The 26,209-nt window shown below is 72.6% G+C and carries 17 protein-coding genes; 8 read left to right on the top strand and 9 right to left on the bottom strand.

Annotated features, from left to right (window positions below):
* Window positions 1-23 precede the first annotated feature (23 nt).
* Entirely contained in the window at window positions 24-563 is a 540-nt protein-coding gene (locus ACIBQ8_RS11445) for a DinB family protein (protein WP_397176404.1), read from the top strand.
* Window positions 564-608: 45 nt separating this feature from the next.
* On the opposite strand, the gene ACIBQ8_RS11450 is transcribed toward ACIBQ8_RS11445, so the two are convergent.
* Window positions 609-1,298 carry a sulfite exporter TauE/SafE family protein gene (locus ACIBQ8_RS11450; RefSeq protein ID WP_397191854.1) on the bottom strand — a complete coding sequence of 230 codons (690 nt, stop codon included), beginning with the start codon at window positions 1,296-1,298 and terminating at the stop codon, window positions 609-611.
* A 259-nt stretch (window positions 1,299-1,557) separates the two neighbouring features.
* Here ACIBQ8_RS11450 and ACIBQ8_RS11455 point away from each other — a divergent pair, with 259 nt between their 5' ends.
* Entirely contained in the window at window positions 1,558-2,268 is a 711-nt protein-coding gene (locus ACIBQ8_RS11455) for a neutral zinc metallopeptidase (RefSeq protein ID WP_397191855.1), read from the top strand.
* Here the strand turns inward: ACIBQ8_RS11455 and ACIBQ8_RS11460 are convergent.
* Window positions 2,205-2,885, bottom strand: a complete 681-nt coding sequence (locus ACIBQ8_RS11460; RefSeq protein ID WP_397191856.1) for a TetR/AcrR family transcriptional regulator C-terminal domain-containing protein — start codon at window positions 2,883-2,885, stop codon at window positions 2,205-2,207. The genes ACIBQ8_RS11455 and ACIBQ8_RS11460 overlap by 64 nt on opposite strands.
* A gap of 70 nt (window positions 2,886-2,955) precedes the next feature.
* Here ACIBQ8_RS11460 and ACIBQ8_RS11465 point away from each other — a divergent pair, with 70 nt between their 5' ends.
* Together ACIBQ8_RS11465 and ACIBQ8_RS11470 are read left to right on the top strand one after the other, a co-directional pair.
* The gene (locus ACIBQ8_RS11465; protein WP_397191857.1) at window positions 2,956-3,870 is read left to right on the top strand and encodes an ATP-binding cassette domain-containing protein; all 915 of its coding nucleotides are present in this window, start codon (window positions 2,956-2,958) and stop codon (window positions 3,868-3,870) included.
* A 14-nt stretch (window positions 3,871-3,884) separates the two neighbouring features.
* A complete protein-coding gene (locus ACIBQ8_RS11470; protein WP_397191858.1) occupies window positions 3,885-4,679 on the top strand; it encodes an ABC transporter permease in 795 nt (264 codons plus the stop codon).
* A 153-nt stretch (window positions 4,680-4,832) separates the two neighbouring features.
* Here the strand turns inward: ACIBQ8_RS11470 and acnA are convergent, their stop codons facing one another.
* Complete coding sequence (gene acnA, locus ACIBQ8_RS11475) at window positions 4,833-7,562, bottom strand: aconitate hydratase AcnA (protein ID WP_397176415.1); 2,730 nt, start codon at window positions 7,560-7,562, stop codon at window positions 4,833-4,835.
* A gap of 145 nt (window positions 7,563-7,707) precedes the next feature.
* A complete protein-coding gene (locus ACIBQ8_RS11480) occupies window positions 7,708-8,436 on the bottom strand; it encodes a metal-dependent hydrolase (RefSeq protein WP_397176417.1) in 729 nt (242 codons plus the stop codon).
* A 311-nt stretch (window positions 8,437-8,747) separates the two neighbouring features.
* Here ACIBQ8_RS11480 and ACIBQ8_RS11485 point away from each other — a divergent pair, with 311 nt between their 5' ends.
* The 4 genes from ACIBQ8_RS11485 (at window position 8,748) to ACIBQ8_RS11500 (ending at window position 11,856) form a co-directional block, all read left to right on the top strand.
* Window positions 8,748-9,482: a PadR family transcriptional regulator gene (locus tag ACIBQ8_RS11485; RefSeq protein WP_397176419.1), complete on the top strand. Its 735-nt coding sequence runs from the start codon at window positions 8,748-8,750 to the stop codon at window positions 9,480-9,482.
* A 55-nt stretch (window positions 9,483-9,537) separates the two neighbouring features.
* Window positions 9,538-10,035, top strand: coding sequence for a DUF1707 domain-containing protein (locus tag ACIBQ8_RS11490; RefSeq protein WP_397191859.1), 498 nt, complete (start codon window positions 9,538-9,540; stop codon window positions 10,033-10,035).
* A 93-nt stretch (window positions 10,036-10,128) separates the two neighbouring features.
* Entirely contained in the window at window positions 10,129-10,809 is a 681-nt protein-coding gene (locus ACIBQ8_RS11495; RefSeq protein ID WP_397176423.1) for a DUF6879 family protein, read from the top strand.
* Between the two features lie 165 nt (window positions 10,810-10,974).
* Complete coding sequence (locus ACIBQ8_RS11500; protein WP_397191860.1) at window positions 10,975-11,856, top strand: CAP domain-containing protein; 882 nt, start codon at window positions 10,975-10,977, stop codon at window positions 11,854-11,856.
* 71 nt (window positions 11,857-11,927) lie between these two features.
* On the opposite strand, the gene ACIBQ8_RS11505 is transcribed toward ACIBQ8_RS11500, so the two are convergent.
* The 5 genes from ACIBQ8_RS11505 to ACIBQ8_RS11525 all read right to left on the bottom strand — a co-directional run bounded on the left by ACIBQ8_RS11505 (window position 11,928) and on the right by ACIBQ8_RS11525 (window position 26,202).
* Window positions 11,928-14,165 carry a hypothetical protein gene (locus ACIBQ8_RS11505; RefSeq protein WP_397191861.1) on the bottom strand — a complete coding sequence of 746 codons (2,238 nt, stop codon included), beginning with the start codon at window positions 14,163-14,165 and terminating at the stop codon, window positions 11,928-11,930.
* Window positions 14,166-14,180: 15 nt separating this feature from the next.
* The gene (locus ACIBQ8_RS11510) at window positions 14,181-23,882 is read right to left on the bottom strand and encodes a hypothetical protein (protein ID WP_397191862.1); all 9,702 of its coding nucleotides are present in this window, start codon (window positions 23,880-23,882) and stop codon (window positions 14,181-14,183) included.
* 155 nt (window positions 23,883-24,037) lie between these two features.
* Window positions 24,038-24,559, bottom strand: coding sequence for a G/U mismatch-specific DNA glycosylase (mug, locus tag ACIBQ8_RS11515; protein ID WP_397191863.1), 522 nt, complete (start codon window positions 24,557-24,559; stop codon window positions 24,038-24,040).
* A gap of 31 nt (window positions 24,560-24,590) precedes the next feature.
* The gene (locus tag ACIBQ8_RS11520; RefSeq protein WP_397191864.1) at window positions 24,591-25,991 is read right to left on the bottom strand and encodes a sugar porter family MFS transporter; all 1,401 of its coding nucleotides are present in this window, start codon (window positions 25,989-25,991) and stop codon (window positions 24,591-24,593) included.
* Between the two features lie 85 nt (window positions 25,992-26,076).
* Complete coding sequence (locus ACIBQ8_RS11525) at window positions 26,077-26,202, bottom strand: hypothetical protein (protein WP_397176435.1); 126 nt, start codon at window positions 26,200-26,202, stop codon at window positions 26,077-26,079.
* Window positions 26,203-26,209: the final 7 nt, after the last annotated feature.

The following is a 26,209-nucleotide window of genomic DNA, read 5'->3' on the forward strand; positions in this document are numbered from 1 at the left end:
CCTTGTCGCTAGACTGCCCGATCATGACCGTATTCGACGAGCAAGGACGCCCGGAACCGCCCTTCATGGGCGACGAGACCGAGACCCTCCTGGGCTTCCTCGACTTCCTGCGGGCCACCCTGGAGTGGAAGTGCTCGGGCCTCGACGCGGCGGGCCTCGACGCCACCGTCGCCGCGTCCTCGATGACGCTGGGCGGCATGCTCAAGCACCTGGCCTACGTCGAGGACCACTGGTTCTCCCGCATGCTGCACGGGCGCGACCCGCACGCCCCCTGGGACGCCGTCGACTGGACGGCCGACCCCGACTGGGACTGGCACTCCGCCGCCCACGACTCCCCCGACGAGCTGCGCGCGCTCTGGCGGGACGCGGTGGCCCGCTCGCGCGCCCTGACCGCCGAGGCGCTGGCCGCCGGTGGGCTCGACCAGCCCGCCCGGCGTACCTGGCCGGACGGCCTCCGCCCCCACCTGCGCTGGATCCTCGTCCACATGATCGAGGAGTACGCCCGGCACAGCGGCCACGCCGACCTCATCCGCGAGTCCCTCGACGGGCAGACCGGCGAGTAGCCCGGCGACTGGCCCGGTGACTGGCCCGGTGACTGGCCCGGCGGGTCAGGTGAGCAGGCTCTGGGCGATCAGGGCCACCGCCGACGCGGTGGCCACGCCCAGGACGGCCATCCGCACCTTGCCGCCGTCCAGGTAGCGCCGCAGCGGCCGCGACGCCAGGAAGCCCAGGGTCATGGGCACGATCAGGGCCGCGCCCGTGGCCAGCGCGCGGGCCGGAAGGTGGCCGACGAACGCCAGGATGGCGATCGACTGCGCGGCGCTCAGGAAGAAGAACATCGCCAGGGTGGCCCGGATCTGCGGCCCCTTGGCACTCTGGTACACCAGCGCCAGGGGCGGACCGCCGATGCCCGTGGCGGTGCCGGTGATCCCCGACACGAAGCCCGCCCCGGTGATCGTCCCGCCGTTGCGGACGACGCTGACCGTACGCGCGGTGAGCCCGACCGCCAGCAGCACCATGACGCCGACCAGCACGCCGAGCGCCTGGACGGAGACGTACACGACGATGAAGGCGCCGACGGCGCTGCCGGGCACCCGGCCCAGGAGCGCGAACCCCAGCCCCCGCCAGTCCACCCGCCGCCACTCGGCGGCCAGCGTGAACAGCGGCAGGGTCATGTTGACCACCTGGATCGCGCCGGGCATCAGGCTGTGGTCCAGCATCGTCAGCACGGGCGCGGCCACCAGCCCCAGCCCGAACCCCACACTCCCCTGCACGACCGCGCCCAGAAAAACCGCCACACTCGCGACAAGTAACACCAATCCCACGTCACTCACCCCGAAAGTCAACCACCCTCACCCACAGTCACCCCCGCTGGACAACCCCCGACCGCCCCCGCCGAACGGGGGCGCCCCGCAGGCCGGATACCCCGGGGCCAGGTGCCGCCGGGGCGGGGTGCCGGGGCGAGGTGGCGGGGCGAGGTGGCGGGGCGAGGTGGCGGGGCGAGGTGGCGGGGCGAGGTGGCGGGGCGGGGTGGCGGGAAGCTCTATGCTGCTCAGCGTGCGCTTCTCCGTTTCGCGTGCCCTTGTCGCTCTTGTCGCCCTGTCGGTGGCGGCGGTCGTTCTTCAGGCCGGGCCTGTGGAGGCCGTCGCGGGGCCGCGACTCGGGCGGTCGGCGTGCCCCGAGACGCCGATCAGCTCAGGCGGGATCCCCAGGAGCCGCGAATACCTCACAGCGGTCGTGAAATGCCTGGACAAGTCGTGGTCCGCGCATTTCAGGCGTACCGGCCGGACGTTCCGCAAGCCCGTCGTCCGCTACTACGACGAGCCGGTGCGGGAGGTGTGCGGGTTCGCCTGGCCCGAGCACGCGGCGGCCTTCTACTGCATCGGCCGCGACACCCTCGTCTTCCCGCTGACCGGGGCCTGGATCGAGGGCCGCACCGACCTCTACCCTTTCAAGGTCGCCGCCCACGAGTACGGCCACCACGTGCAGAGCCTCCTCGGCGTGCGCAAGGGCGCGCAGAGCCGGCGCTACGAGCTCCAGGCAGACTGCCTGGCCGGCGCGTTCCTGGGCAGCGTGTGGCCGTCGCTGAGCCGTACCCGGCAGGACTGGACGGCGCTGCTCGACGCCACCAGGGCCGCCGGCGACGAGGGCGAGGAGCACAGCCACGGCACGGGCGCCAACCGCGTGCGCTGGCTGGAGCGCGGCTACCGGGCGGTCTCGCCGGCGGCCTGCGACACCTGGTCGGCCCCCGCCTCCCAGGTCTCCTGACGGTCGAGGCGGCCCTGCATGCCGTCGAGGATGAGCCGTAGGCCGTCCTCGAACGAGCGCTCCCCCTGCGGGTCGCCCACCTCCGCCAGCCCGGCCGTCAACCGGGGGTGGGCCCGCTGGAAGGCGGCCATGTCGGGCATGGCGCCGCCGGCGTCCGGCCGCGTCCGGTCGGCCTGCTCCTCCAGCACGAACCCGGCGACGTACACGCTCATCGCGAACAGCCCGCGGACAGCGTCGCCCACCGCGAACCCGGCCGACTCCAGGGCCGCCACCGACCGCTCCACCACCTCGAACAGCAGCGGTGACGGCCGGGTGCCGGCCACCAGCCGCGCGCCGTCGCGGTAGGAGTTGAGCATCGCCCGGTCGCGGTGGGCGTGGTCCCTCATCCACTCGCGCCAGGCGGCGGGCTCGGTGAGCGCGGGGCGGGTCATGTGGGCGGCGGTCATCGCCTCGGCCATCGCGTCGAGGAGCTCCTGCTTGTTCTTGAAGTGCCAGTAGAGCGCGGGCGCCTGGACGCCCAGTTCGCCCGCGAGCCGCCGCAGCGTGAGCCCGTCGAGCCCGGTCTCCTGCAGCAGCCGCAGCGCCGCGGCCACGATGGTGCCCTTCTCAAGTGCCACGGTTGACAGCTTAACAACGTTCAATGCACCCTTAACGCTGTTAGATTTAACGCCGTTAAGGAGCCTCGCGATGATCTACGCGGAGGGTTTACGGAAGCGGTACGCGGCCACGGAGGCGCTCAGGGGCATCGACCTCGACGTCCCGGCCGGCACGGTGTGCGGGCTGCTCGGCCCCAACGGAGCAGGCAAGACGACGACCGTGCGCATCCTGGCCACCCTGCTCCGCCCGGACGGCGGCCGGGCCGAGGTCGCCGGGCTCGACGTGGTGCGCGAGGCGGCCCGGCTGCGCTTCCGCATCGGCCTGGCCGGCCAGCACGCCGCCGTGGACGAGCTGCTGACCGGCCGGCGCAATCTGGAGCTGTTCGGCCGCCTCTACCACCTGTCCAGGGCGCGGGCCAGGAGCAGGGCCGAGGAGCTGCTGGAGCGGTTCGGGCTGGCCGCGGCCGGGCGGCGGCTGGTCAGGACGTACTCGGGCGGCATGCGGCGGCGGCTCGACCTGGCCGCCAGCCTGATCGTCGCGCCGCCCGTCCTGTTCATGGACGAGCCGACCGCGGGGCTCGACCCGCGCAGCCGCCGCGAGCTCTGGGACGCGCTGCGCGACCTGGTCCGCGAGGGCACCACCCTGCTGCTGACCACCCAGTACCTCGACGAGGCCGACCACCTGGCGGACCAGGTCGTGGTGCTGCGCGAGGGCCGGGTCGCGGCGGCGGGCTCCCCCGCCGCGCTCAAGAGGCAGGTCGGCGGCGACCGCGTGCGGATCGTCTTCCGCGACCCCGGCGACGCGGCGACGGCCCTCGGGACGCTCGGGCTCGCGTCCGAGCCTGCCGTCGAGCCGGGCGGGACGCGGATGACCCTGCCGGCGCCCGACGGGGCCCAGTCGCTGGTCCGCGTCGCGCGTGCCCTCGACGCGGCCGGGATCGCCGTCGAGGATCTCGCGCTCCGCCGTCCGACGCTCGACGAGGTCTTCCTCCACCTGACCGCATGACAGGAGCCACGAGCATGAACCTGCGCTGGACCGTCACCGACTCCCTGACCATCGCGGGCCGCACGTACTCGCGGTGGAAGGCCCAACCGGGGGAGATCGCCGGATTCCTGGTGTTCCCCATCATCATGACCGTGCTGTTCGGGTACGTCTTCGGCAGCGCGATCACCCTGCCCGGCGGCGGCGACTACCGCAGCTTCCTGATGCCGGGCATCTTCATGCAGGTCATGGCCATGACGGCGACCGCGGCCGCCACGGCGGTGGGCGAGGACATGGAACGCGGGATCATCGACAGGTTCCGCGCGCAGCCCATCGCCCGCAGCGCCGTGCTCATCGGGCGCAGCGTGGCCGACCTGTCGATGCACCTGATGTCGCTGGCCGCCATGGTCGCGGCGGCCGTGCTGCTGGCCGGATGGCGGACGCACGGCTCCCCGGGCGAGACGGCGGCGGCGTTCGGGCTGCTGGCGCTGTTCGGCCTGGCGATGATCTGGGTGGGCACCTACATCGGCCTGTACGTGCGCAGCGGCACGCAGGCCGACGCGGCCACGTTCGGCTGGCTGTTCCCGATGACCTTCCTGGCCAACACGTTCGTGCCCACCGAGGGCCTGCCCGCCTGGCTGCGGCCGGTGGCCGACTGGAACCCGATGAGCGCGACCGTGGCCGCCGCCCGCCGCCTGTTCGGCAACCCCACCTCGGCGGGGTCCGTCTGGCCGCTGCAGCATCCGGTCGCGGCGAGCCTGCTGTGGTCGGTGGCGCTCATCGCCGTCTTCGCCCCGCTGGCGACCCACCGCTACCGCACGTCCAGCCGGTGAGACACGGGCGGACAGCGGAGAGCCGCCCGGCGGAGGGTGTTCCGCCGGGCGGCTCTCACGGGTCGGGTGAAACCCCCGATGCGGGCGCGTGAGGATCCGCGCCCCGTCCCCGGCCCGCGTCCGGCTCTTGACCGGGCGCGGGCGCGGGAAGTCCTACTTGGCCAGCAGCGAGCGCAGGACGTACTGCATGATGCCGCCGTGCCGGTAGTAGTCGGCCTCGCCGGGCGTGTCGATGCGGACGACCGCGTCGAACTCGACGTCGCCGGCCTTGACGTGCACGGTGGACGGGATGCCGCCGCCGTTGAGCGCCTCGACGCCGGTGATGTCGAACGTCTCCTCGCCGGTCAGCCCGAGCGAGGCCGCCGTGGCGCCCTCGGGGAACTGCAGCGGGAGCACGCCCATGCCGATCAGGTTGGAGCGGTGGATGCGCTCGTAGGACTCGGCGATCACGGCGCGCACGCCGAGCAGCGCGGTGCCCTTGGCCGCCCAGTCGCGCGAGGAGCCCGAGCCGTACTCCTTGCCCGCCAGCACCACCAGCGGCGTGCCGGCCTCGGCGTAGTTGACCGAGGCGTCGTAGATGAACGACACCGGGCCGTCGGGCTGGGTGAAGTCGCGGGTGTAGCCGCCCTCGGTGCCCGGCGCGATCTGGTTGCGCAGGCGGATGTTGGCGAACGTGCCGCGGATCATCACCTCGTGGTTGCCGCGCCGCGAGCCGTAGGAGTTGAAGTCGCGCACCTCGACGCCGTTGGCCTGGAGGTACTGGGCCGCGGGGGTGCCGACCTTGATCGAGCCGGCCGGGGAGATGTGGTCGGTGGTGACCGAGTCGCCGACCTTGACCAGCACCCGGGCGCCCGAGATGTCGGTCACCGGCTCCGGCTTCTCCGGCATGCCCTCGAAGTAGGGGGCCTTGCGCACGTACGTGGAGGACGGGTCCCACTCGAAGGTGTCGCCGGTCGGGATCGGCAGCGAACGCCAGTGGTCGTCGCCCTTGAACACGTCGGCGTAGTCGCGCTCGAACATGTCGCGGCCGATCGAGGAGTGGACCACCGAGGCGATCTCCTCCGGCGCGGGCCAGAGGTCGCGCAGGAACACCGGCTGCCCGTCGGAGCCGATGCCGAGCGGCTCGTTGTCGAGGTCGATGTCCATCGTGCCGGCCAGCGCGTACGCCACCACGAGCGGCGGCGAGGCCAGGTAGTTCATCTTGACGTCGGGGTTGATGCGGCCCTCGAAGTTCCGGTTGCCGGACAGGACCGCGGTGACCGCGAGGTCGTTGGCCTGGATGGCGTCGGAGATCTCGGTGGGCAGCGGGCCCGAGTTGCCGATGCAGGTGGTGCAGCCGTAACCGACCAGGTTGAAGCCGATCTTGTCGAGGTACGGCTGCAGCCCGGAGCGCTCGAAGTAGCCGGTGACGACCTGCGAGCCCGGGGCCAGCGAGGTCTTGACCCACGGCTTGCGGGTCAGGCCCTTCTCGACGGCGTTGCGGGCCAGCAGCGCGGCGCCGAGCATCACGTACGGGTTGGAGGTGTTGGTGCACGAGGTGATCGCGGCGATCGACACGATGCCGTGGTCGATCTCGAACGACGTGCCGTCGGCCAGCGTGACCGGGACCGGCTTGTGCGGCCGGCCGCCGTCGGCGCGGGCGTTGGAGGCGGGCGCGTCGGAGGCGGGGAAGGACTCCTCGCCCTCCTCGTCGACGCCGTCGGCCACGTAGTTCTGGACGTCGCGACGCCAGGCGTCCTTGGCCGCCGACAGCTCGATGCGGTCCTGGGGGCGCTTGGGGCCGGCGATCGACGGGACGACCGTGCCGAGGTCGAGCTCGATGTACTCGGAGAAGACCGGCTCGGGGCCCTGCGGGTCGAGCCAGAGGCCCTGGGCCTTGGCGTACGCCTCGACCAGCGCGATCTGCTCCTCGGAGCGGCCGGTCAGGCGCAGGTAGTCGACGGTCTGGCCGTCGATCGGGAAGATCGCGCAGGTGGAGCCGAACTCGGGGCTCATGTTGCCGATCGTGGCCCGGTCGGCCAGCGGCACGGAGGAGACGCCCTCGCCGTAGAACTCGACGAACTTGCCGACCACGCCGTGCTTGCGCAGGATCTCGGTGATCGTCAGGACCAGGTCGGTGGCGGTGGCGCCGGCGGGCAGCTTGCCGCTGAGCTTGAAGCCGACCACGCGCGGGATCAGCATGGAGATCGGCTGGCCGAGCATGGCGGCCTCGGCCTCGATGCCGCCGACGCCCCAGCCCAGCACGCCGATGCCGTTCTCCATCGTGGTGTGGGAGTCGGTGCCGACGCAGGTGTCGGGGTAGGCCTTGCCGTCGCGGATCATGACCACGCGGGCCAGGTGCTCGATGTTGACCTGGTGGACGATGCCGGTGCCGGGCGGCACGACCTTGAACTCGTCGAAGGCCGTCTGGCCCCAGCGCAGGAACTGGTAGCGCTCGCGGTTGCGCTCGTACTCGCGCTCGACGTTGCGCTGGAAGGCGTCGGGGTGGCCGAAGTAGTCGACGATGACGGAGTGGTCGATGACCATCTCGGCGGGCGCGAGCGGGTTGATCCTGGCGGCGTCGCCGCCCAGGTCGCGCACGGCCTCGCGCATGGTGGCCAGGTCGACCACGCAGGGGACGCCGGTGAAGTCCTGCATGATGACGCGGGCCGGGGTGAACTGGATCTCCACGCTGGGCGTCGCGGCCGGGTCCCAGCCGCCGAGCGCCCGGATGTGGTCGGCGGTGATGTTGGCGCCGTCCTCGGTGCGGAGGAGGTTCTCCAGCAGGATCTTCAGGCTGTACGGGAGGCGTGCGGCGCCCTCGACGGCGTCAAGCCGGAAAATCTCGTACGACGCGTCGCCGACGCGTAGCGTGTCACGGCTGCCGAAGCTGTTCGCGGACACGGTGATTCGCCTCCTCCATCAGACAATTGCTCACTTGAATCCTGCCGCACCCACGGAACGACACGTACGTTAGGTGAACCTAACTTGCGGGGCTCGCGGCGGATGTCTCGACGTCAAGATATTACTACGGTATCTCGACATCAAGTTAAAGCGGGGCGAGCCGCCAGAAGAGCAGGCCGATGATGGCGACGGAGAGGATCGGCGCGAGGATCTTCTGCTCGAACTTCTTGCCGGTCTTGATGCCGATCTTCCAGGGCAGCACGAACTTGGCGCCCAGCGGCCAGAGCACCGGGCAGCCCCGTTCGGTCATGCAGTCGCCGACGACGTGGATCAGGCAGCCGACCCCCACGGCCAGCCCGAGCCAGGCGTAGCCGACGTTCAGGGAGAGGAACACGGCGTAGAGCCCGGCCGTCATGCCGATGTTGATCATGATGGACCCGGCCTTGTTGCCCGGGATGCCGATGCCGATCGCCCGCAGGGCCAGCCCGATCATCAGCACGACCGTGATGTCACGGGCGATCGGATAGGCGTTGACCAGCCAGTGGACGCCGAACCCGAGCGCCGCCGCGAAGGCCAGCGAGTGGGTCATGCCGCGGTGGCCGCCGCTGATCCAGGACACGAACTTGCTGAGCAGCCAGGTGACCGGCCCGAAGGTCTGGGCGATGGTCGCGCTGGGATGGTCGAGGTCGGGCAGCATGGCCGCCCCCGCGCAGACCAGGGCGCCGGCGATCAGCTCGGCCGGGCCGAGCGCGCCGGCCATGATGCCGGTCTCGATGAACCGGGAGCTCTCGTTCAGCAGCGGCAGTGCGGCGAGCGGCGGCGCCAGCGCCAGCCACGCGATCGCCCCGGTCATCGCGTGCGTGTGCCCCATCATGATCGGGACTGTATTGCAAAGAGCCGCTTTACGCGGAGATCCCGGCCGCCAGGTTCTCCTGACGCTGGAACGGTCCGCCGGAAAACACCCGCAAACGCAGACGAGGTCGTCTCCGCGGCGACAGCACCCCCCAGCCCTGCCGACGCGGAACGACCTCGTCTGCTCTGTTCAACGGCGGACATCCCAAGACTGTTCCCCAATTCCGCAACTTTTTCGTGATCTGGCTCACTCTGCACCCTGCCTTGCCAACGAAACAGTAGCGATATATCTTTGACGCATCGAGAACAGATCGCGATATAGGGAGAAAGAGCATGAGTTACGCACACGCAGCGGGCGACCAGTGGTTCGGCCCCCGGGAGAACCTGCGCGCGGCCCGCGAGAAGCTGAGGGCCATCGCCGACGCCTTCGAGCAGATGGGCGGCCATCACCACCATCACCGGGGCGGCGGCGGGCCGGGCGAGCGCAGGCAACGCGGCCGGCGCGGCGGGCCGGGCGGACCGTTCCCGTTCGACTTCGGCCGCGGCGGCCCCTTCGGCCCGGGCGGGCCCTGGGGCGGGCACCACGGCTGGGGCGGCGGCCGGGGCCGTAAGGCCAAGCGGGGCGACGTCCGCGCCGCGATCCTGGCCCTGCTGGCCGAGGAGCCGCGCAACGGCTACCAGATCATCCAGGAGATCGCCGAGCGCAGCGAGGGCGGCTGGAAGCCCAGCCCCGGCGCCGTCTACCCGGCGTTGCAGCAGCTCACCGACGAGGGCCTGGTGATCGCGGAGGAGAACGAGGGCCGCAAGACCTTCCGCCTCACCGACGAGGGCCGCGCCTACATCGACGCGCACGCCGACGAGGTCCGCGCCCCCTGGGACGAGATGCGTCCGGACATCGACGACAACACCGCCGATCTCTGGCACATCGCCCGACAGTCGGCATTCGCCATGATGCAGGTTCTCCAGACCGGAAACGACGCACAAATCCGCGAAGCGCGTAAGACTCTGGTTGAGACCCGGCGCAAGCTCTACCAGATCCTGGCCGACGGCGAACCGGGCGAGGAGTAACCAGGTGACCGGCTCCGCAGCGACAGGCCGGTTCGGGGAGAGCGAGGAACCAGACATGGACCACAACGATCTCCGCATCGGCGACGCCGAGCGCGAGCAGACGATGGCGGCCCTGCGCGAGCACTTCGCCCAGGGCCGCCTGACCCACGAAGAGCTCGACGAACGCCTCGACCGGACGCTGGCCGCCAAGACGGTCCGCGACCTGTCCCAGGTGACGGCCGACCTGCCCGGCTCGTCCCCCTCCTACGCCCAGCCCCCGCAGCTGTCCCAGCAGATGCCCCAGTTCGACCGGGACGCCTGGCGCCAGGCGATGAGGGCGCACCGCCACCAGATGCAGGCCATGCACCACGCACAGGCCGCGAACCGCCGGCACGACCATTCCCGCCGTCACTGGCGCGGCCACCGCGGCCCCGGCCCGCTGCTGCCCCTCCTGATCGTCTCCGGGGTGCTGGCGCTGGTCTTCGGGTTCGGCCTCTTCAAGATCCTGCTGGCGGTGTTCGTGGTGGCCACCGTGTTCAACCTGGTGCACCGCCGCTTTCACTACCGCGGGTGACCTTCGCATCCCTTCGTGACGTTGGGCCTTGACCAGAATCAACTGACATTTCATGATCTGGCGGGCGGATCTCACCGAACGAAGGGGCGTCGCATGACCGAGCCGGGTTCCGTGGCGGCCCTCACGAATCCGTTCGCCGCGGTGGGCGGCGCCGACGCGCTCGTCCTGGACGCGCCCGGCTACCTGGCGGCCTTCGAGCGCGACCACGCCGGCTGCGTCGTCCCCCTGTGGAAGCTGGAGCGCGCCCAGAGCTTCTACGAGCCGGACGTGGCGAGCTGGCGGGCCATGATGGACGGCGACTGGACCGCCTCCCTCTCCCTGGCCGAGCAGATGGCGCCGCTGGTGGCCGGCTACTTCCGCCACCGGATGCCGGTGCGCCGGGTGCGCGTGGTGGAGTTCCCCGTCAGCGCGTACCTGCAGTGGGAGATGCACCTGCTGGACATGCGGGCCAGGGCGGGCTCACCCTGCCGGGTGGTGCCCGCGGCGCGCGTGGCCGCCCTCGAACCGGTGCCCGAGCTGGTGATCTTCTCCCCCGTCCTGATGTACGAGGTCCTCTACGACGAGCACGGCGGCGGCCGGGGCGGCCGGCGCATCACCGATCCCGGCGTGATCGGCCCGTGCCTGCGGGCGGTCCAGGAGCTGTTCGCCGAGGGCGAGGACGTGCGCGACTTCCACCGGCGGGAGATCGTGCCGCTGCCGCCGCCGTCGGTCACCGACGAGATGCGCGCCGCGGTGCCACCGTACGCCCACCGGACGGAGGAGTTCCGGGTCTGAGCGCGGCCGGGTTGCGGCCCGCGACTGGAACGGGCCACGACGCATCTCCTGACACTTTGGTTTACCCGGACATCAGGGAAATTTCGCAAATTTCGTGACAGGGGGGTTGCGGCCCTACCAGAATGCGGTGCGATCCAGCGTCCATCGCAACTGGAGGAAGCCCCAATGCGCAGACCCCTAGGGGTACTCGCCGGCCTGGTGAGCCTGGCTGCACTCGGTACGCCGACGACCCCGGCCGACGCCTCGACGGCGGCCGCGGCCGGCAGCGAGGCCGCCGGCCGTTGCCGGGTCACCGTGGCCACGCCTCGCGTCAACGACACCGCCCAGATCGTCTCCTCCGCCGCCCGTCAGGGCTGCCGTACGGACGCGCTCCTGCGCGTCCGGCTCAAGCGCGCCGTCCCGGGGCCGGACCCCGTCGTCAAGAGCGGCTCCACCCGGTCCGGCAGCGTCGCGCTCGCCCTCCCCTGCGCGCCCGGCGTCTACTACGCGGTCGCCACCGACCACCGGGGCCGCGGCGCATCCTCCAAGGCGGTCAGGCTGACCTGCGCCCCGGCCCCGACGCCCACGGCGACCCCCAAGCCCACCCCGACGGCCACCCCGACGACCACAGCCACCCCGGCCCCCAAGCCGACCGCGACCGGCCCCGCCGGCACGGTGGGCACCGCCGAGGAGAACGAGGTCCTGCGCCTGGTCAACGCCGAGCGCGCCAAGGGCGGCTGCCAGCCGCTCAAGCACGACGCCCAGCTGCGCGCCGCGGCGTACGGCCACTCCGCCGACATGGCCGCCAAGGGCTACTTCGACCACACCTCGAAGGACGGCCGCAGCTTCATGGACCGCATCAGGGCGGCCGGCTTCACCGGCGGGACCGCCTTCGCCGAGAACATCGCCAAGGGCCAGGCCACCCCGGCCTCCGTGATGAACTCCTGGATGAACAGCTCGGGCCACCGGGCCAACATCATGAACTGCCGGTACACGGTGATCGGCGTGGGCGCGGCCAGGAACGGCCAGGGCCCCCTCCACTGGACGCAGGACTTCGCGGCCAGGTAGCCCTCGCGGGCCCCGCGCGCCGCGCGGGGCCCACCGGGTCAGACGCGGGTCAGACGCGGGTCAGACGCGGGTCAGACGCGGGTCAGCAGGACGTTCCCGTCCCCGGCCTTCCTGACCACGATGACCGCGTACAGCCCGGTCACCTTCGGGTCGCTGATGGTCAGGCGTTCCATCTTGTTAGGGCCGCCGCTCGCGGACTTGCGGGCGGCCGAGCGCGGCAGGCCCCACGCGGCGGGGTCGGGCGCCATCACGAAGAGGTCGAGGTCCTGCCCGTTGCGCGGCACGACCGTGATCGTGGCGGGCACGCCCTTCTCGATCCACGTCGTCCGCACCTCGGCCAGGCGGCCGGCGGCAATGGGGAACTCCTGCGGCGTCCCGGCCTCCAGGTTGCCCGCGGCCGCCTCGGTCACCTCCATCGCGTACTCCTCGTAGTCGGCGTCGGAGCTGACCGAGTTGACGAACCAGTTGCGGGTGGCCGAGCTGGGCTGCACGGCGACGAAGTCCGCGCTGGTGGCGGTCCAGTCGGCGCTCCTGACGGCGTCGCCGCCGGCGTTGGGCGTGGTGGCCAGGTCGACGTCCGCGCCGTCCGGCCCGGTGACGGCGGCCACCACGTGCCATTTGCCGGGCGTGGTGACGAAGGCCGTCTGCAGCGGGACGTTGGCGGGCCGGCGGATCGGATGCCGGTCGGCCAGGTCCTCCACGTGCTGGGTGGAGACGGCGTTCTGGAACAGCGCCCCCTCCGCGAGGTCGTGGTGCTGAGGGTCGAGCAGGGTCATGAAGTGGTCGAGGTCCTGGGCGACCGCCTTCCTGAACGCGGCCACGACGGTCTCGGGCCCGACGCCGCCGAGGTCCCAGTACGTCTCGTCCCGCGTGCCCGAGTCGGCCAGGTCGAGCAGCACCCCGGCCACGCGGCCCTCGGTCCTGACCGCGTCCGTCCCGCTCGGCCAGCCGTCGCTGAACCAGCGCGGGCTCTCCAGGTCGATCGCGGAGGTCGACCACCGGTAGTGCGTGTCGTCGTAGGTCTGGACGGCGACCCAGTCGGCCCACCCCTCGATCCAGGCGCAGGTCGGGTTGATCATCGGCGCCCTCATGAAGTGCTGCCCGCAGTCGCCGCCGGTCGACGGTCTCCTGCCCGTGTAGTCCATGATGAAGTGCCCCAGCTCGTGGGGAAGCGTCATCTTCTCCAGCGGTATCGAGGCGTCCAGGTTGATCTGGAAGCGGCCCAGGCAGTCGGGGCCGGCACTCGGGCAGTAGTAGGACGTGGGCAGCACCTTGTCCGGCCGCCAGATGACGGTCACCGACTGGCAGTTCTGCTCGCCCGGCTTCCAGCAGTCGTCGGCCGGGTCGTTCAGCCAGCCGGTGTAGGCCTTCCACGTGTCGTAGACGGCCGCGTGCAGGCGGAAGGCCCCCTCCATCGGATCCCCGGCGGCGCTGCGGTAGTCCATGACGGTGGCCGACGTGCCGGGGGGAACGTCCGGCGTGGTCGGGCCGGCGTCGGTGTAGATGTCGGCGGCCTTCTCCGAGAAGCCCACGGACCAGTAATTGCTGACCGGGCTGACCTCGATGTTGACGTCCTGGCCGGTGCCGTCCTCCTCGGTGCCGGGGAAGCAGAGCTTGTAGGCGCCGGACGCGTCCGTCTCGGCCCAGCCGAGATTGAGCCGGCCGTTCGTGTCGGTGTCGAACGCGTCCACCTCGGCCATGGGGACGCCGCCGACGGTTCCGTCCGCCCTGATGTAGGTGACGCGCCCCTGCACGCACGTGTCGCCGGCCGCGGCGGCCCGCGCGGTCCTTTCCGTACGGCGCCCGCGGCCCTCGCGCGGCATGCCGAACACCGACGACCGCTCGCCCACGGTGACGTAGGCGAGCCCGCCGGAAGCGGGCCCCGGCCGCCCGTCGCGGGCCTGGACGCGGACGGAGGCGGGGCCGGGCCCGACCGCCGTGACGACGCCCTCGTACCGGACCGTCCGGCCCGCACGGGCCCGCCAGGTCCGGGTGGCCCGGTCCACCGGGCTGCGGCCGATCGTCGCGGCGGCGCGGTCGAGCCCGGCGGGCGGGGTCGCCCACTTCAGGGTGTCCGCGAGTTCGATGATCGTGGTGGCGTCGGGGATGTCGTCTTTCGGGGTCACCTCGATCGTGAGCTTCGCGCTCTGCCCCACGGCGGGGGCGCGGTCGAGCGAGACGTCCACGGTGAAGCAGTCCCCCGGGACGCAGGCGGGCTGCTTCGGCGCGGCGGCGTGGGCCGGGGCCGTGGTGAGGCCCACGGCCGCCAGCACCCCCGCCAGGGTGGTCGCCATCAGTCGGCGTGACATCGGCATGTCTCCTGATCAGCCCGCGCAGGCCACGGGCGAGTCGAAGTGGCCAGGTGAGGTGGGATAGGGCGAACCGCTGTCGCCCGAGGCCGGCACGGCCACCTCGCGCACCCCGGACGCGTCGCCGAGGGTGCGGCCGGCGCCCGCGCCCCAGGCCACCCTGGCCAGGAAGTCGAGCATCGCCGGGGAGTGCTGGCGGACGATGTTGTGTCCGCCGTTGGCCGGGCCGCAGTGGGTGTAGAGGTTGAAGCCGCCGTTCCAGTCGATCATCTTGTCGCCGGGGTTGGGCCCGTTGGCCGTGCGGTCGCCCTGCAGGACGTCGCGGTCCGCGCCGCCGTACTGCCAGTCCACGCCCTGGTGGTGCTGGTCGTCGGCGGTGGCGGCGTTGTCCTTGTCGGTCATGCGGAACCACGCGCACGGGTCCACCACCGTGGTCAGCTCGCCTTCCGGCATCTTGCCGGGGGCGCACGAGCCGGGGTAGGAACCGCGCGGGTTGTAGTCGAGCAGGTCCGCGCCCGCGCCGCCGAAGACGTGGTCGACGAAGCGGTCGCCGGTGCCGCGGGCGGCCGGGTCGAACGCGCCGCCGGTCAGGCAGTCGGCGGTGGCGGCGTCCAGGGCCGGGTCGCAGCCCTTTCCGCCCCACAGCAGGTCGTCGCCGTCGCCGCCGAACACCTCGTCGCCGCCGCTGTCGCCGTTGACCAGGTCGTCACCGGCGCCGCCGTGCATGCTGTCGCGTCCGGGGCCGCCGCGCATGCGGTCCGCGCCGCCCTTGGCGAAGCCGTCGTGCGGCATGGCGGCGGACGTCCAGGTGTCGCCGTCGGTGTCGTGCAGCAGGTCGGTACGGCGGTCGTAGGTGCCGGGCTGGAAGCCCTTGTAGGTCTCCTTCGGCGGGGCGTTGAGGCTGACGGTGAAGCCGAGCCGCTGGGCGTCGGCGGCGTCGAGGCGCTCGTTCAGCACGCCGCCGCGGTCGCCGAGCATGGCGTCCTCGCCCGCGCCGCCGGACAGGTCGTCGTCCCCCAGTTCGCCGAACAGGTCGTCGTCGCCCTGGCCGCCGTGCAGGGTGTCGTCGCCGTCCTGGCCCCACAGCGCGTCGTCGCCGTCGTCGCCGTACAGGTGGTCGGCGCCGTAGGAGCCGGCCGGCTCGCAGGTGGCCTGGGCCTGGGTGCAGAACCTGGTCGACCCGCCCGGCAGGGCCGGGTCGTGGCCGCGTACGCGGGTCGCGTCCGCTGGCGCCTGGCCCGCCGGGTAGCGCTCGGTGTAGACCTTCTCGGCGTCGCCCGTCACGGTGCGGACGAGCGAGCCGTTGTCACCGAGCAGGACGTCGGCGCCGCCGCCGCCCTCGATCGCGTCGGCCCCGTCGGCGGCGGCCTGCCTGGCCGAGCCGCCGATCAGGTCGTCCTGGCCGGGGGCGTCGTCGCCCTCCAGGTCGGCGGCGCCGCTGGGGTCGCCTCTCCAGCCGGGGTCGGTCAGCGGTCGCGTGGTGGTGTGGGCGGACTCGGCCGTCAGCGGCAGGTCGCCGCGGATCTGGTCCGCGCCGTCACCGCCCTCGGCGTAGTCGCCCTGGCCGCCGCCGGACAGCTGATCGTCCCCGCCCTGCCCCCACAGAACGTCCACCCCGGCCCCACCGGACACCCGATCCGCCCCTGCCCCGTCACCTGAGCCCTCGGTGGAACCCTTGCGCGAGCCTTCGCCTGAGCCGTCACCTGGGCCCTCGGTGGCACCCTTGCGCGAGCCTTCGCCCGCGTCGGCGGCCAGGAGTGTGACGGCGCGCGGGGTCATCGGGGTGCCCGCGGAGCCGATGCGGACGGTGGCCCTGGCCGGGGTGCCCGTCAGCGTCACCACGGCGTTGTCGCCGGCCACGACGTCATCGCCGGGGCCGCCGTAGAGCGCGTCGGCGGCGTCGGCGGCCGTGGTGTGGGTGCCGCCGACCAGGTCGTCGTCGCCCTGGTCGCCCTCGACCCAGTCCACGCCCGCGCCGCCCTCGGCGTAGTCGTCGCCCTCCTGGCCGCGCAGCCGGTCGGGGCCGCCCTGGCCGAAGATCGCGTCGTTGCCCGCGCCGCCATCGGCCACGTCCGGACCGAAGCCGCCCGCGAGCAGCTTCACCTGATGCGCGGCCGCCTGCCCCGGCCGCACGGCGACCGAGGTCGCCGGGTCAGCCGCCGGCTCACCGCCCGAGGCCGCCGTGGCAGACGGCGCAGCCGAAGGACTCCCCGCCCCAGACGGCCCCGCAGAAGGGCCTCCCGTGGACGACGGGCTCTCCGACGGTGTGCCCGACGAGGTGGCCGACGGAGTAGCCGACGGCCCCCCAGACGGCCCCCCAGACGGCCCCTCGGACGGAGCGCCCGAGGAGCTGGGCGAGGGGCTGGGCGAGGTGCCCGACGGACCGGCCGACGGGGTGCCCGAGGGGGCGGCCGACGGGGTGCCCGAGGGCCCAGGGGGCGGGGTGGCGGTCAGGCTGGCGTTGTCGGCGGCGATCACGTCCGGGCCGTCGCCGCCCAGCAGCGTGTCACCACCATCCGGGTACGCGCCCGCAGCGCCCCCCACCAGCTCGTCCTCCCCCGCCTCGCCGTACACCTCGTCGCCGCCGACGCCGCCCTCCAGGTGGTCGTCGCCCGCGTCGCCGTGCACCTCGTCGGACCCGATCCCGCCATGGGCCCGGTCGGGGCCGTCGCCGCCGTGGATCACGTCCGGGCCGCCGGCCTCCTCCGGGGTGCCGTCGAGGTCGAACGGGCCGTCGGCGGCGCCGTTGTCGCCGATCAGCTCGTCCGCCCCGGCGTCGCCGTACAGGAAGTCGCCCTTGTCGTCCTTGCCCGCCGTGCGGGTACCGCCGATGACCAGGTCGTCGCCGTCGCCGCCGAACGCCCGGTCCTGCCCGGACTCGCCCACGACGGTGTCGTCGTGCGCGCCGCCGTACAGGGTGTCGTCGCCGGAGCCGCCGGTCACCTCGTCGGCGCCGTCGTCGCCGAGCGCCGTGTCGTCGCCGGAGCCGCCCGAGACCCGGTCGTCGCCCGAGCCGCCGGCCAGGCGGTCGTCACCGCGTTCGCCACAGACCACGTCCTGGCCGCCGCCGGCCTCGACCCGGTCGGCGCCGCCGCCGGCCGAGACGGTCTCCTTGCCCGCGCCGCCGATGATCAGGTCCCGGCCGTCGGCGTCGCCGTCGTGCTCCTCGCACGGCTCGTCCCGCCGGCGGTCGCCGAAGACGGTCGCGCCTCCGTCGCCGCCGATGACGTGGTCGTTCCCGTCGCCGCCGGACAGCTCCTTGGCCGAGGGCTGGACGCCCGCCGGCAGCGGCAGGTGACGCACCTGCCTGGCCGGGCCGAAGTCGTCGCGCCCCTGGGCCTCGCCGACGTCGGACGGCTCGGCGATCACCCAGTCGTCGCCGGGGCCGCCGGAGATGTCGTCCTTGCCGTGGCCGCCCGCGAGCACGTCGTCCCCGCCGCCGCCGATGATCTGCACGGCCTCGCCGGGAGCCGAGTGGCCGGCGACCAGGTCGACGGCCTGACCGCCGTACACCTTGTCGGCGCCCGCGCCGGTGTCGACGTAGTTCGGCCCGGAGTCGGCGGGTCCCGCCTCGTCGCGGTCGATCTTCTCGCGCGGCCCGGTGTAGATCTCGTCGGCCGCCGAGCCGCCGGTGAGGGTGTCCGCGCCGGGCCCGCCGACCAGCAGGCTCGGCTGCGCGCGGAACCGCGGCGAGGGGTCGGCGGCGGCCAGCGGGCTGTCGGAGGCGACGGCGATGGTGTCGTTCCCGCCGTTGCCGTACAGCCGGTTCTCGCCGAGACCGGCCGCGATGCGGTCGCCGCCGTCGGCCGGGCCGTCGTCCGGCGCGCCGGGCAGGTCGTCGCCGGTCCAGTCGGCCACCTGAACGTCGCCGACCTTGCGGGTGGCGGGGGTCAGGCGGCCGTCACCGGCCACCCAGCCGCCCGCGCCGCCCATGGTGACGCAGTCGTCGCCGGGGCCGCCGGCCACGATCGCGGCGGGCCCGTCGTACTGGTCGCCGCTGGTGATCTGGTCGTCGCCCTTCCCGCCGTCGATCACGTTGCGGCCGGCGCCGGCCAGGATCAGGTCGTCGCCGTCGCCGCCGAACGCCACCACCGTCCGGTCGAACGGGTGAGCTCCGGCGGCGTCGTCGCCGTACCCCTGGAAGACCAGCCGCAGCGCGCCCTTCGCGCCCCGGCCGTCGGCCAGCACCCGCGTCAGGCCGGACGCGCGGTGCTCCTCGCGCACGCCCAGCGCGCTGACCACGAAGCCCTCGTCGCCGGGAAGCTGGCTGACGGTCCACTGCTCGGCGTCGTCGCCCGGCTTGGCGGTGCTGCCGCCCCTGGCCTTGCGCATCGGGCCGACGTGCAGCACCAGGGCGTCGCCCGCCTCGGTGGCGAGCTTCGGCGGGTCCTCGTCGCACTTGGGCCGGACCGAGAAGTCGAGCAGTTTGGCCTCGACGATGGTCCAGTCGAACCGCTTCTTGAAGATCGAGATGCCCACCTCGACCCAGGCCTTCAGGTAGACCTTCAGCTCGCCGTCCAGCGAGAACAGGCACAGCGGGTTGCGCAGCAGGACGTCGGCGAACTCGAAGAACCGGAACTTGCCGTCGTTGGTGGGATCGAGCCAGTTCATGGCGACGGTGAGGAAGATGCCGCCGCTCACGCCCGCCTTGACCAGCACCACGTCCACCGCCGCGCCGGCCTCCAGCCGCCCGGTCAGGGAGATCGCCGGCAGCGGCCTGCCCTGGTCGTCGGTGGTCTTCAGGTAGAGGCTGTCGAGGACCTGGAGGTCGACCTTGCCCTGCTCGATCGCCTTGCGGATGCCGTAGGTGTCGAAGCCCGCCCTGATCTGGGCCTCGACCCCGGCGGTGCCGGAGATGACCACCATGATCGGCGGCGGCGACCAGACCGGGCCGAAGGACTGGCTGTAGGAGAAGCCGAGGCGCAGCGGCCCGGAGTCGAAGGCGACCAGCTCCACGTCCTTGCCCATCAGCAGGCTGAAGATCGACCGTCCGGCGTTCTGCAGCACGGGGAAGCTGAAGCCCGCCTTCGCGGAGTGCTCCATCGGCCCCTGGGCGTCGGCAGTGGCGGCCTTGCCCTTCCCGCACGACCGGGCGCCCTGGTCGAGCGCGGCGAACAGGTCGTCCGTGGCGGGGGCCACGTCCTTGATCAGCGAGTCGGCGACGTCGGGCGAGTTCTCGGTGTCCAGCGCGCGGTCACCGGCCACGGTGAAGCTGCCGATCGGGATGTGCAGCTCTCCCTGGCAGTCGGGCAGCGACGTGACCAGCCTGCCGACCTCGATCATCCGCTCGATGAACTTGGTCGTGCCGCCGCCCGCGACCGTGTTGTACTTCTTGGCGATCGTCATCAGGTTCACCTCGCCGCCGCCCGCGGCCCTGCTCAGGTCCGACAGCACGGGGATGGGCGCGTAGAGCTGATCGATCACCGGTTTGACCGGGTCCGTCACCTTCTTGACCTGGGTCACCACCGGCCCGAGGACGCTCCGGAAGAAGTCCCCGGCCTCCAGGTTCACGTTGTTGAAGGCGATGTTCAGGTTCGCCGGGTCGGGCGGGCCGCCCTTGGTGAGGTCCCAGTCCAGGTCGAAGTCGCCGTACAGGCCGGGGAACATGGCCGAGCCGGCCGTCACCTTGAAGCGCCAGTCCACGGCGACCTTGGCGTTCAACGACGTCTCCACCAGGCCGCCGGCGTCGGCGAGCTGGTCCAGGCCGATCCGGCCGACCGGCTTGAAGCCGATGGTGAAGGCGCCCGCGAACAGGTCGGGGGCGTTCTGCTCGCGGTTCTTGAGCGTGATGTCGAGGATCGCCAGCCTGGCCTTGATCTCCTCGGGCAGCGAGACGTTCACGCCGACGGTCGCCCGCGGCCGGTTGGCCTCGCCGGCGTCCACGTAGAAGCCGCTGGTCCGGTCCAGGCCCACCATGACTTCGGCGTGCCAGCCGAGCTCGGCCCGTACGCCCTTGCCCGCGCCCTGCTTCAGCGCGAGGCCGGGGACGCCGACGTCCAGCGGCCGCTCCACGCCCAGGCAGTCCTTGACGCAGCCCCGTTCGGGATCGACGTCGCCCTTGCCGACGCTGACCTTGAACGCGATGCCGGTCAGCTCGGCGCCCTTGGCCGCGTCGCAGGCCTCGGGCTTGGCGGGGTCGGGGACGGGCGCCTGCAGGCAGGTGATCACCGGCTGCACGCCGGGCCCGACCTTGGGCGCGAGCTCGTCGTTGTACCAGGTGCGCAGGTCGCCGCCGGTGGGCACTTTGCCGCCGTTGGGCAGCTTGGCCAGGGCGGCCTTGATCCCCTGGCGCTTGGCGCCGACGAAGTCGGCCCCCTGCTGGAGGTCGGCGCCGACCATCGGCAGCCGGCCCTTGCCGGAGGCCATGCGCATGCCGGTCTCCAGGGCGGTGAGGTAGCGGTCGATGCCGTCGCCCAGGTTGGTCCAGTCCAGCTCCAGGCCCGGAGGCAGGGTGGAGAAGTCGAAGGAGGGCAGCTCCAGCCGGTTCACGTCGCCGGGCAGCTTCTTGGACAGGTCGAACATCTCGGCCAGCGGCGCTGCCCTGGGCAGCCGCAGCACGAGCGCGTGCTTGCCGTCCGCGGTGAGCGGCGCGCCGTTGAGGTAGGCGGGCAGGACGGCGCACAGCGCCAGGTCGGTGTCGTCGCGATGCGGGTCGCGGTCGCAGGCGACGGGGTCGCTCGTCTCGTTCAGCGCCAGGTCGAGCCCGGAGAAGAAGGCGGCGGGGGTGACCGCGTCCTGGGACTCGCCGCCGTAGCGCAGGCTCACGCCGTAACCGAGCCTGGCCTGCAGCGGGTCGTCGCCCTCCTTGCCGATCGCCAGCGGCAGCGGTCCGACGTCGGCCTTGACCGTGCCGTCGAGCTGCGCCTTCGCCTGGAGGTCGAGGCCGGAGTCGGTCTCGATGAGCAGGTCGCGGGCCGCGTCGAAGCCGCGCTTGAGCGCCACCCGCAGGCCGAGGCGCACCTCGCCCTCGACGGCGGCGTCCAGCGTGGCCGAGCCCTTGGCGGCGACCAGGCTGCTGTCGCCGAAGGCGAAGCGCAGCGGCTCCTGCACGGCCGCCTTCTTGTCGTAGGCCAGCGACAGCCGCAGGGCGCCGTCCTCGTAGCCGATGCGCACCTGGCCGCCCAGCGCCTTGTTCAGCTCGGCCACCAGCGCCTGGACGGTGTCCGGCGGCGCGGCGGTCAGGCGGTCGATCGCGTCCCGCAGCGGCGAGCGCAGCGCGTAGGCGGCGCCCGCCTCGGGCACGGCCTGGCCGAACTTCTCGGCGAAGGACAGCGTGTGCTCGCCGCACGCGGTCGCGACGGTCAGCACCCGGGTGCCGACGGCGACCCGGCGGCCGACGTGCGCCTGGGTGAACGTGCGCGAGGGGTCGGTGACGTAGGCGTTCTCGTTGCCGCAGGCGCCGTCGCCGTAGACGACGCCGGGGCCCGAGCCCATCTCCTCCGCGGCCACCAGGTCGGACAGCGAGCGGCCGAGCAGCGGCAGCTTCGCCGTCATCGCCTCGTTGACCGGCCCGCTGCCCTTGACGCCGTCGAGGTACGTGGCCACCGCGCCCAGCGACTTGATCAGCGCGCCGAACAGCGCCTGCGGGTTGTCGGGTTCGAAGGCGAAGTCCTTGACCCTGCCGATCTGGTCGAAGCCGCGGAAGCTGACGGCGGCGGGCTTGCCGAGGTCCGGCATCTCCACCTCGCCGGAGACCCTGCCGCCGAAGAAGTCGGCCAGTCCGGGCACGCCCAGCGTGAGCCGCGCCTTGGCCACCGCGTCCACCTGGGAGGTCAGGACGTCGCCCGGCTTGCTCGCCAGCCGCTCGAACAGCCGGGTCAGCGGCACGTCGCCGATGTCCTTGAGGCCGACCTTGACCAGGTCGCCGCCGTTCCTGCTGCCCATGGTGAGGTCGCCGGTGATCTGGACGCCCAGGTAGCCGGCGACGGCGTTGACGTTGACCGAGGAGAGCACCGACACGCGGGCGCCGAACAGGTCCCGGCCGGTCCGCAGCATGATCCGGTCCGCGGCCCTGGGCAGCTCGTTCACCACGGTGGCGCTGCCGTCGGCGTTGACGTGCTTGTACGGGCACGCCTTCTGCTGCCCGTCCGGCCGCTGGGCGCAGCCCTGGCCCGTCACCGGGTCGCTCAGGTCGAGCACGACCGTGGCCGAGGCGTGGTAGCCGCGCATGACGCCCGCCACGGCGGCGGTCGCGTTGGCGCGGTCGAGCCCGGCGGCGGCCTTGAAGGTGTCGCCGAAGGCGATCTGCCCGATCATGGGGTCGTTCGCGGAGATCCGGTACGGCGCGCCCGCGGCGGGCACGCCGCCGCGCCATCCCTCCTCGGCGAGGGTGACGGTGTCGGCGGTGTTGTCGGCCACGATTCCGCTCGACGTTCCGGCGGTGACCGTGCGCCCGGCGAACTGCCCCGGCGTCCACTTCTGCCCGGCGTGCCGCAGCGTCCTGGCCGCGTACGTGACGCCCGTCCCGGTCCCGCTGACGGTCTGCCCCGCGGGGTTGAGCGGCTCGGGGGCCGGGTTGACGGTCCGGTCCACGACGACGGTGAAGGCGATCTTCTTGGCGGCGTCGTCGTACCCGGCGTCGGCGACCTTGATGATCGCGCCTCCGGGCAGGCCGCGAGCCTTGCCCAGCGCGGCGAGCAGGTCCTGGATGGAGGTGAAGGTGGGCCGGCCGGTGTTGCGGTCCACGCTGGCGGCGGCGAAGGCGTGGATCGCCTCCGACACCTGCACGGCGTCGGCCAGCGAACCGCGCATGAACGGCAGGTCGAGGTCGCCCTGCCCGTCCCAGCGGGCGCGCTGGGCGGCGGTGATCGCGTTGGCCAGGTGGGTCAGGCCGTCGAGCAGGTCCTTGGGCGTGAGCGTCTGGAAGCGGCCGAGCCGGTCCAGGTCGGCCTGGGTCACGCTGACGGCGGGGCCGCCGGTGGCCAGGTCGGGCCAGCTCGCGTCGATGGTCGCGGCGGCCCCCTCGACCTGGGCGCCGGCGAACGGCTGCGCGGTGACCTGCAGCCTGGCGGCGGCCGAGCCCTTGCGGGCGAAGGCGAACAGGCTCTGCGAGCCCAGTTCCGAGGTGTCCAGCCGGCCGTTGCCGTCCGGGTCGGCGGCGGTGGCGGCGAACTCGGCGTCGACGGAGAGCGTCGAGGCCGCCGAGAGGTCGACGCCGAGGATGCCGAAGGCGGCGGTGGGCCTGGCCCCGGCGGCGAGCCTGCCCTCGGCCCGCACGGTCAGGCCGGCGTCCTTGGCCAGCCAGGCGGACTTCGTGGCCGGGTCGTAGGCGAAGGGCAGCTTGGCGGTGAGCTTCAGCGTGACGTCCACGCCGCCCGAGGTGGTCAGCGAGACCTTGGGCTGGGCGCTGCTGACGGAGATCGGGCGGCCGGCCGCCGTCCTGGTGACCTCCAGGGTCAGGTCGAGGCGCCTGATCCCGTTCTGGGTGCCCGCCTTGGCCAGGAGTCTTCCGGCGCGGGGGCCGGACAGCTCGTACTCGTCCTGGAGGTCGTCCAGGGTGGTGAGGTCCTTGAGCCTGTCGTGGACGGCCACCTGGAACAGGTCGCCCAGGCCCAGGGCGTCCTCGCCGCCGGGCACCAGGCCGACGAACGGCAACTGCTCGCCCATCGGGCCGAGCGTGGCCAGGCCGCCGCCCGCGGCCGTGAACCGTTCCACCGCGGACAGCAGCGCCGCGGTCTCGGCGTCCGGTGCCGCGGACGCGGCGGCCGGTGGCGGCACGGCCGCGACCAGACCCGTTAACAACGCCAATGCGCAGAAGACGCGCGACAATCGCCGGCTTGCCACCAGACCCCCCAGTGCGAAGACACAACGAACCGGGTACGTATCTAGCGATCAAGGCTTGTGCGTGACTTGGATCCGTCTACAAGCGCAGGTCAGAGACCGTCGGTTTCCGGGCCGGGGCGCAGCGTGGCGCGCAGGCGGGCCATCTCCCCGGCGATCGTGGCGACGGTCCAGTGGGCGTTGAGCCCGCTCGGGTTCGGCAGCACCCACACGCGGGCCCCGCCCACCTGCTCGGGCTGGGGGCCGATGACCGCCTTGGGCCGCGCGAAGGCCGTCCGGTACGCCGAGATGCCGAGCACGGCCAGCACCTGCGGCCCCAGCTCGGCCACCTTCCCCGCGAGCCGCCGGCCGCCCGCGACCAGCTCGTCGCTGGTCAGCTCCGCCGCCTTGGCGCTGGCCCGGGGGACGATGTTCGTGATGCCCAGCCCGTACGAGGGCAGCAGGTGCTGCTCGGCGGGGGCCAGCAGGCGCGGCGTGAAGCCGGACAGGTGCAGCGCGGGCCAGAACCGGTTGCCCGGCCGGGCGAAGTGGTGGCCGGTGGCCTCCGACATCAGGCCGGGGTTGATGCCGCAGAAGAGCACGTTGAGGCCGGGACCGAGCACGTCGACAAGCACGTGCCGGAGGTTAGCCCACTCCGCGGCGTGGTCAGCCCATGTCTTCCAGCTTGCGGCCCTTGGTCTCCTTGACCCATTTGGTGACGAAGAGGAAGGACAGCGCGGCGAACAGGGCGTACATGGCGTAGGTGAGCGGCAGGTTCCACTCCGACAGCGCCGGGAACGAGACGGTGATCAGCCAGTTGGCGATCCACTGCGCGGCGGCGGCGACGCCGAGCGCGGCGGCGCGGATGCGGTTGGGGAACATCTCGCCGAGCAGCACCCAGACCACCACGCCCCACGACAGGGCGAAGAACAGCACGAACACGTTGGCCGCGACGAGCGCGATCGGCCCCTGCGGGCTGGGCAGCGAGACCACGCCGCCGACCTCCCGCGACGCGCTGAACGCCCAGGCCGCGGTGCCCAGGGCGATCGCCATGCCGGCCGAGCCGACGAGCAGCAGCGGCCTGCGCCCGATCCGGTCGACCAGGGCGATCGCGATGAACGTGCCGATGATGTTGATGATCGAGCTGGAGAAGCTGATCAGCAGCGAGTTGCTCTGGTTGATGCCCACCGACTGCCACAGCACCGACGAGTAGTAGAAGATCACGTTGATGCCGACGAGCTGCTGGAACGCCGACAGGATGATGCCGACCCAGACGATCGGCAGCAGGCCGAGCGCGCTCCCGCGCAGGTCCTTCAGCCCCGGCACGCGCTCGGTCCGCAGCACGTGCTGGATCTCGGCGATCCGGGCGTCGAGGTCCACGTCCTCGCCCTCGACCTCGGCCAGCACCTCGCGGGCCTTCCGCGACCGTCCCGACATGATCAGGTAGCGCGGCGACTCGGGGATGGTGGAGGCGAACAGCAGGTAGAGCAGGGCCGGGACGGCGCAGGCGCCCAGCATCCACTGCCACGCCTGCAGCCCCCACAGCCGGTTGTTGACGTCGCCGCCGGCCAGCTCGGCGATCAGGTAGTTGACGAGCTGCGAGACGGCGATGCCGAGCACGATGGCGAGCTGCTGGAACGAGCCCAGCCGCCCCCGGTAGGCGGGCGGCGCGACCTCGGCGATGTAGGCCGGTCCGAGCACCGAGGCCATGCCGATCGCGAAGCCCGCGATGACCCGCCACAGCCCCAGGTCCCAGATGGCGAACGGCAGCATCTGCCCGATCGAGCTGACGGTGAACAGGCCGGCGGCCACCTGCATCGACCGGGTGCGTCCCCACCGGTCGGCCAGCCCGCCGCCGATCCAGGCCCCGAGCGCGGACCCGAGCAGCGCGATGGCCACGACGAAGCCGATCTGGACCGCTCCCACGTCGAAGTGCCGCTGGATGCCGGTGACCGCGCCGTTGATGACCGAGCTGTCGTAGCCGAACAGGAACCCGCCGATGGCCGCCGCCGCGGTGATGAAGACGACGTGGCCCAGATGCTCCTGATGGGTGTGCCGAGTTGCCATACAGGTCCCTTCCCCGTGATCGGGGACCTACCCGGTGATCACCTGTGTAGCGCGGCGCTTACCCAACCTTGCCACAACCCGGACGTCAGGCCCGGGTCAGCCAGAAGACCGCGATCACGACGGCCGCCACCGCCGCCGCCACGGCGTACCGCAGCAGCGCGCGCCCGAGGGCGCGCCGGACGTAGCCGGGACGGTGACGGTCGGCGGTCATCACAGGC

This window comes from Nonomuraea sp. NPDC049646, from assembly GCF_044465525.1.
Classification (GTDB): domain Bacteria; phylum Actinomycetota; class Actinomycetes; order Streptosporangiales; family Streptosporangiaceae; genus Nonomuraea.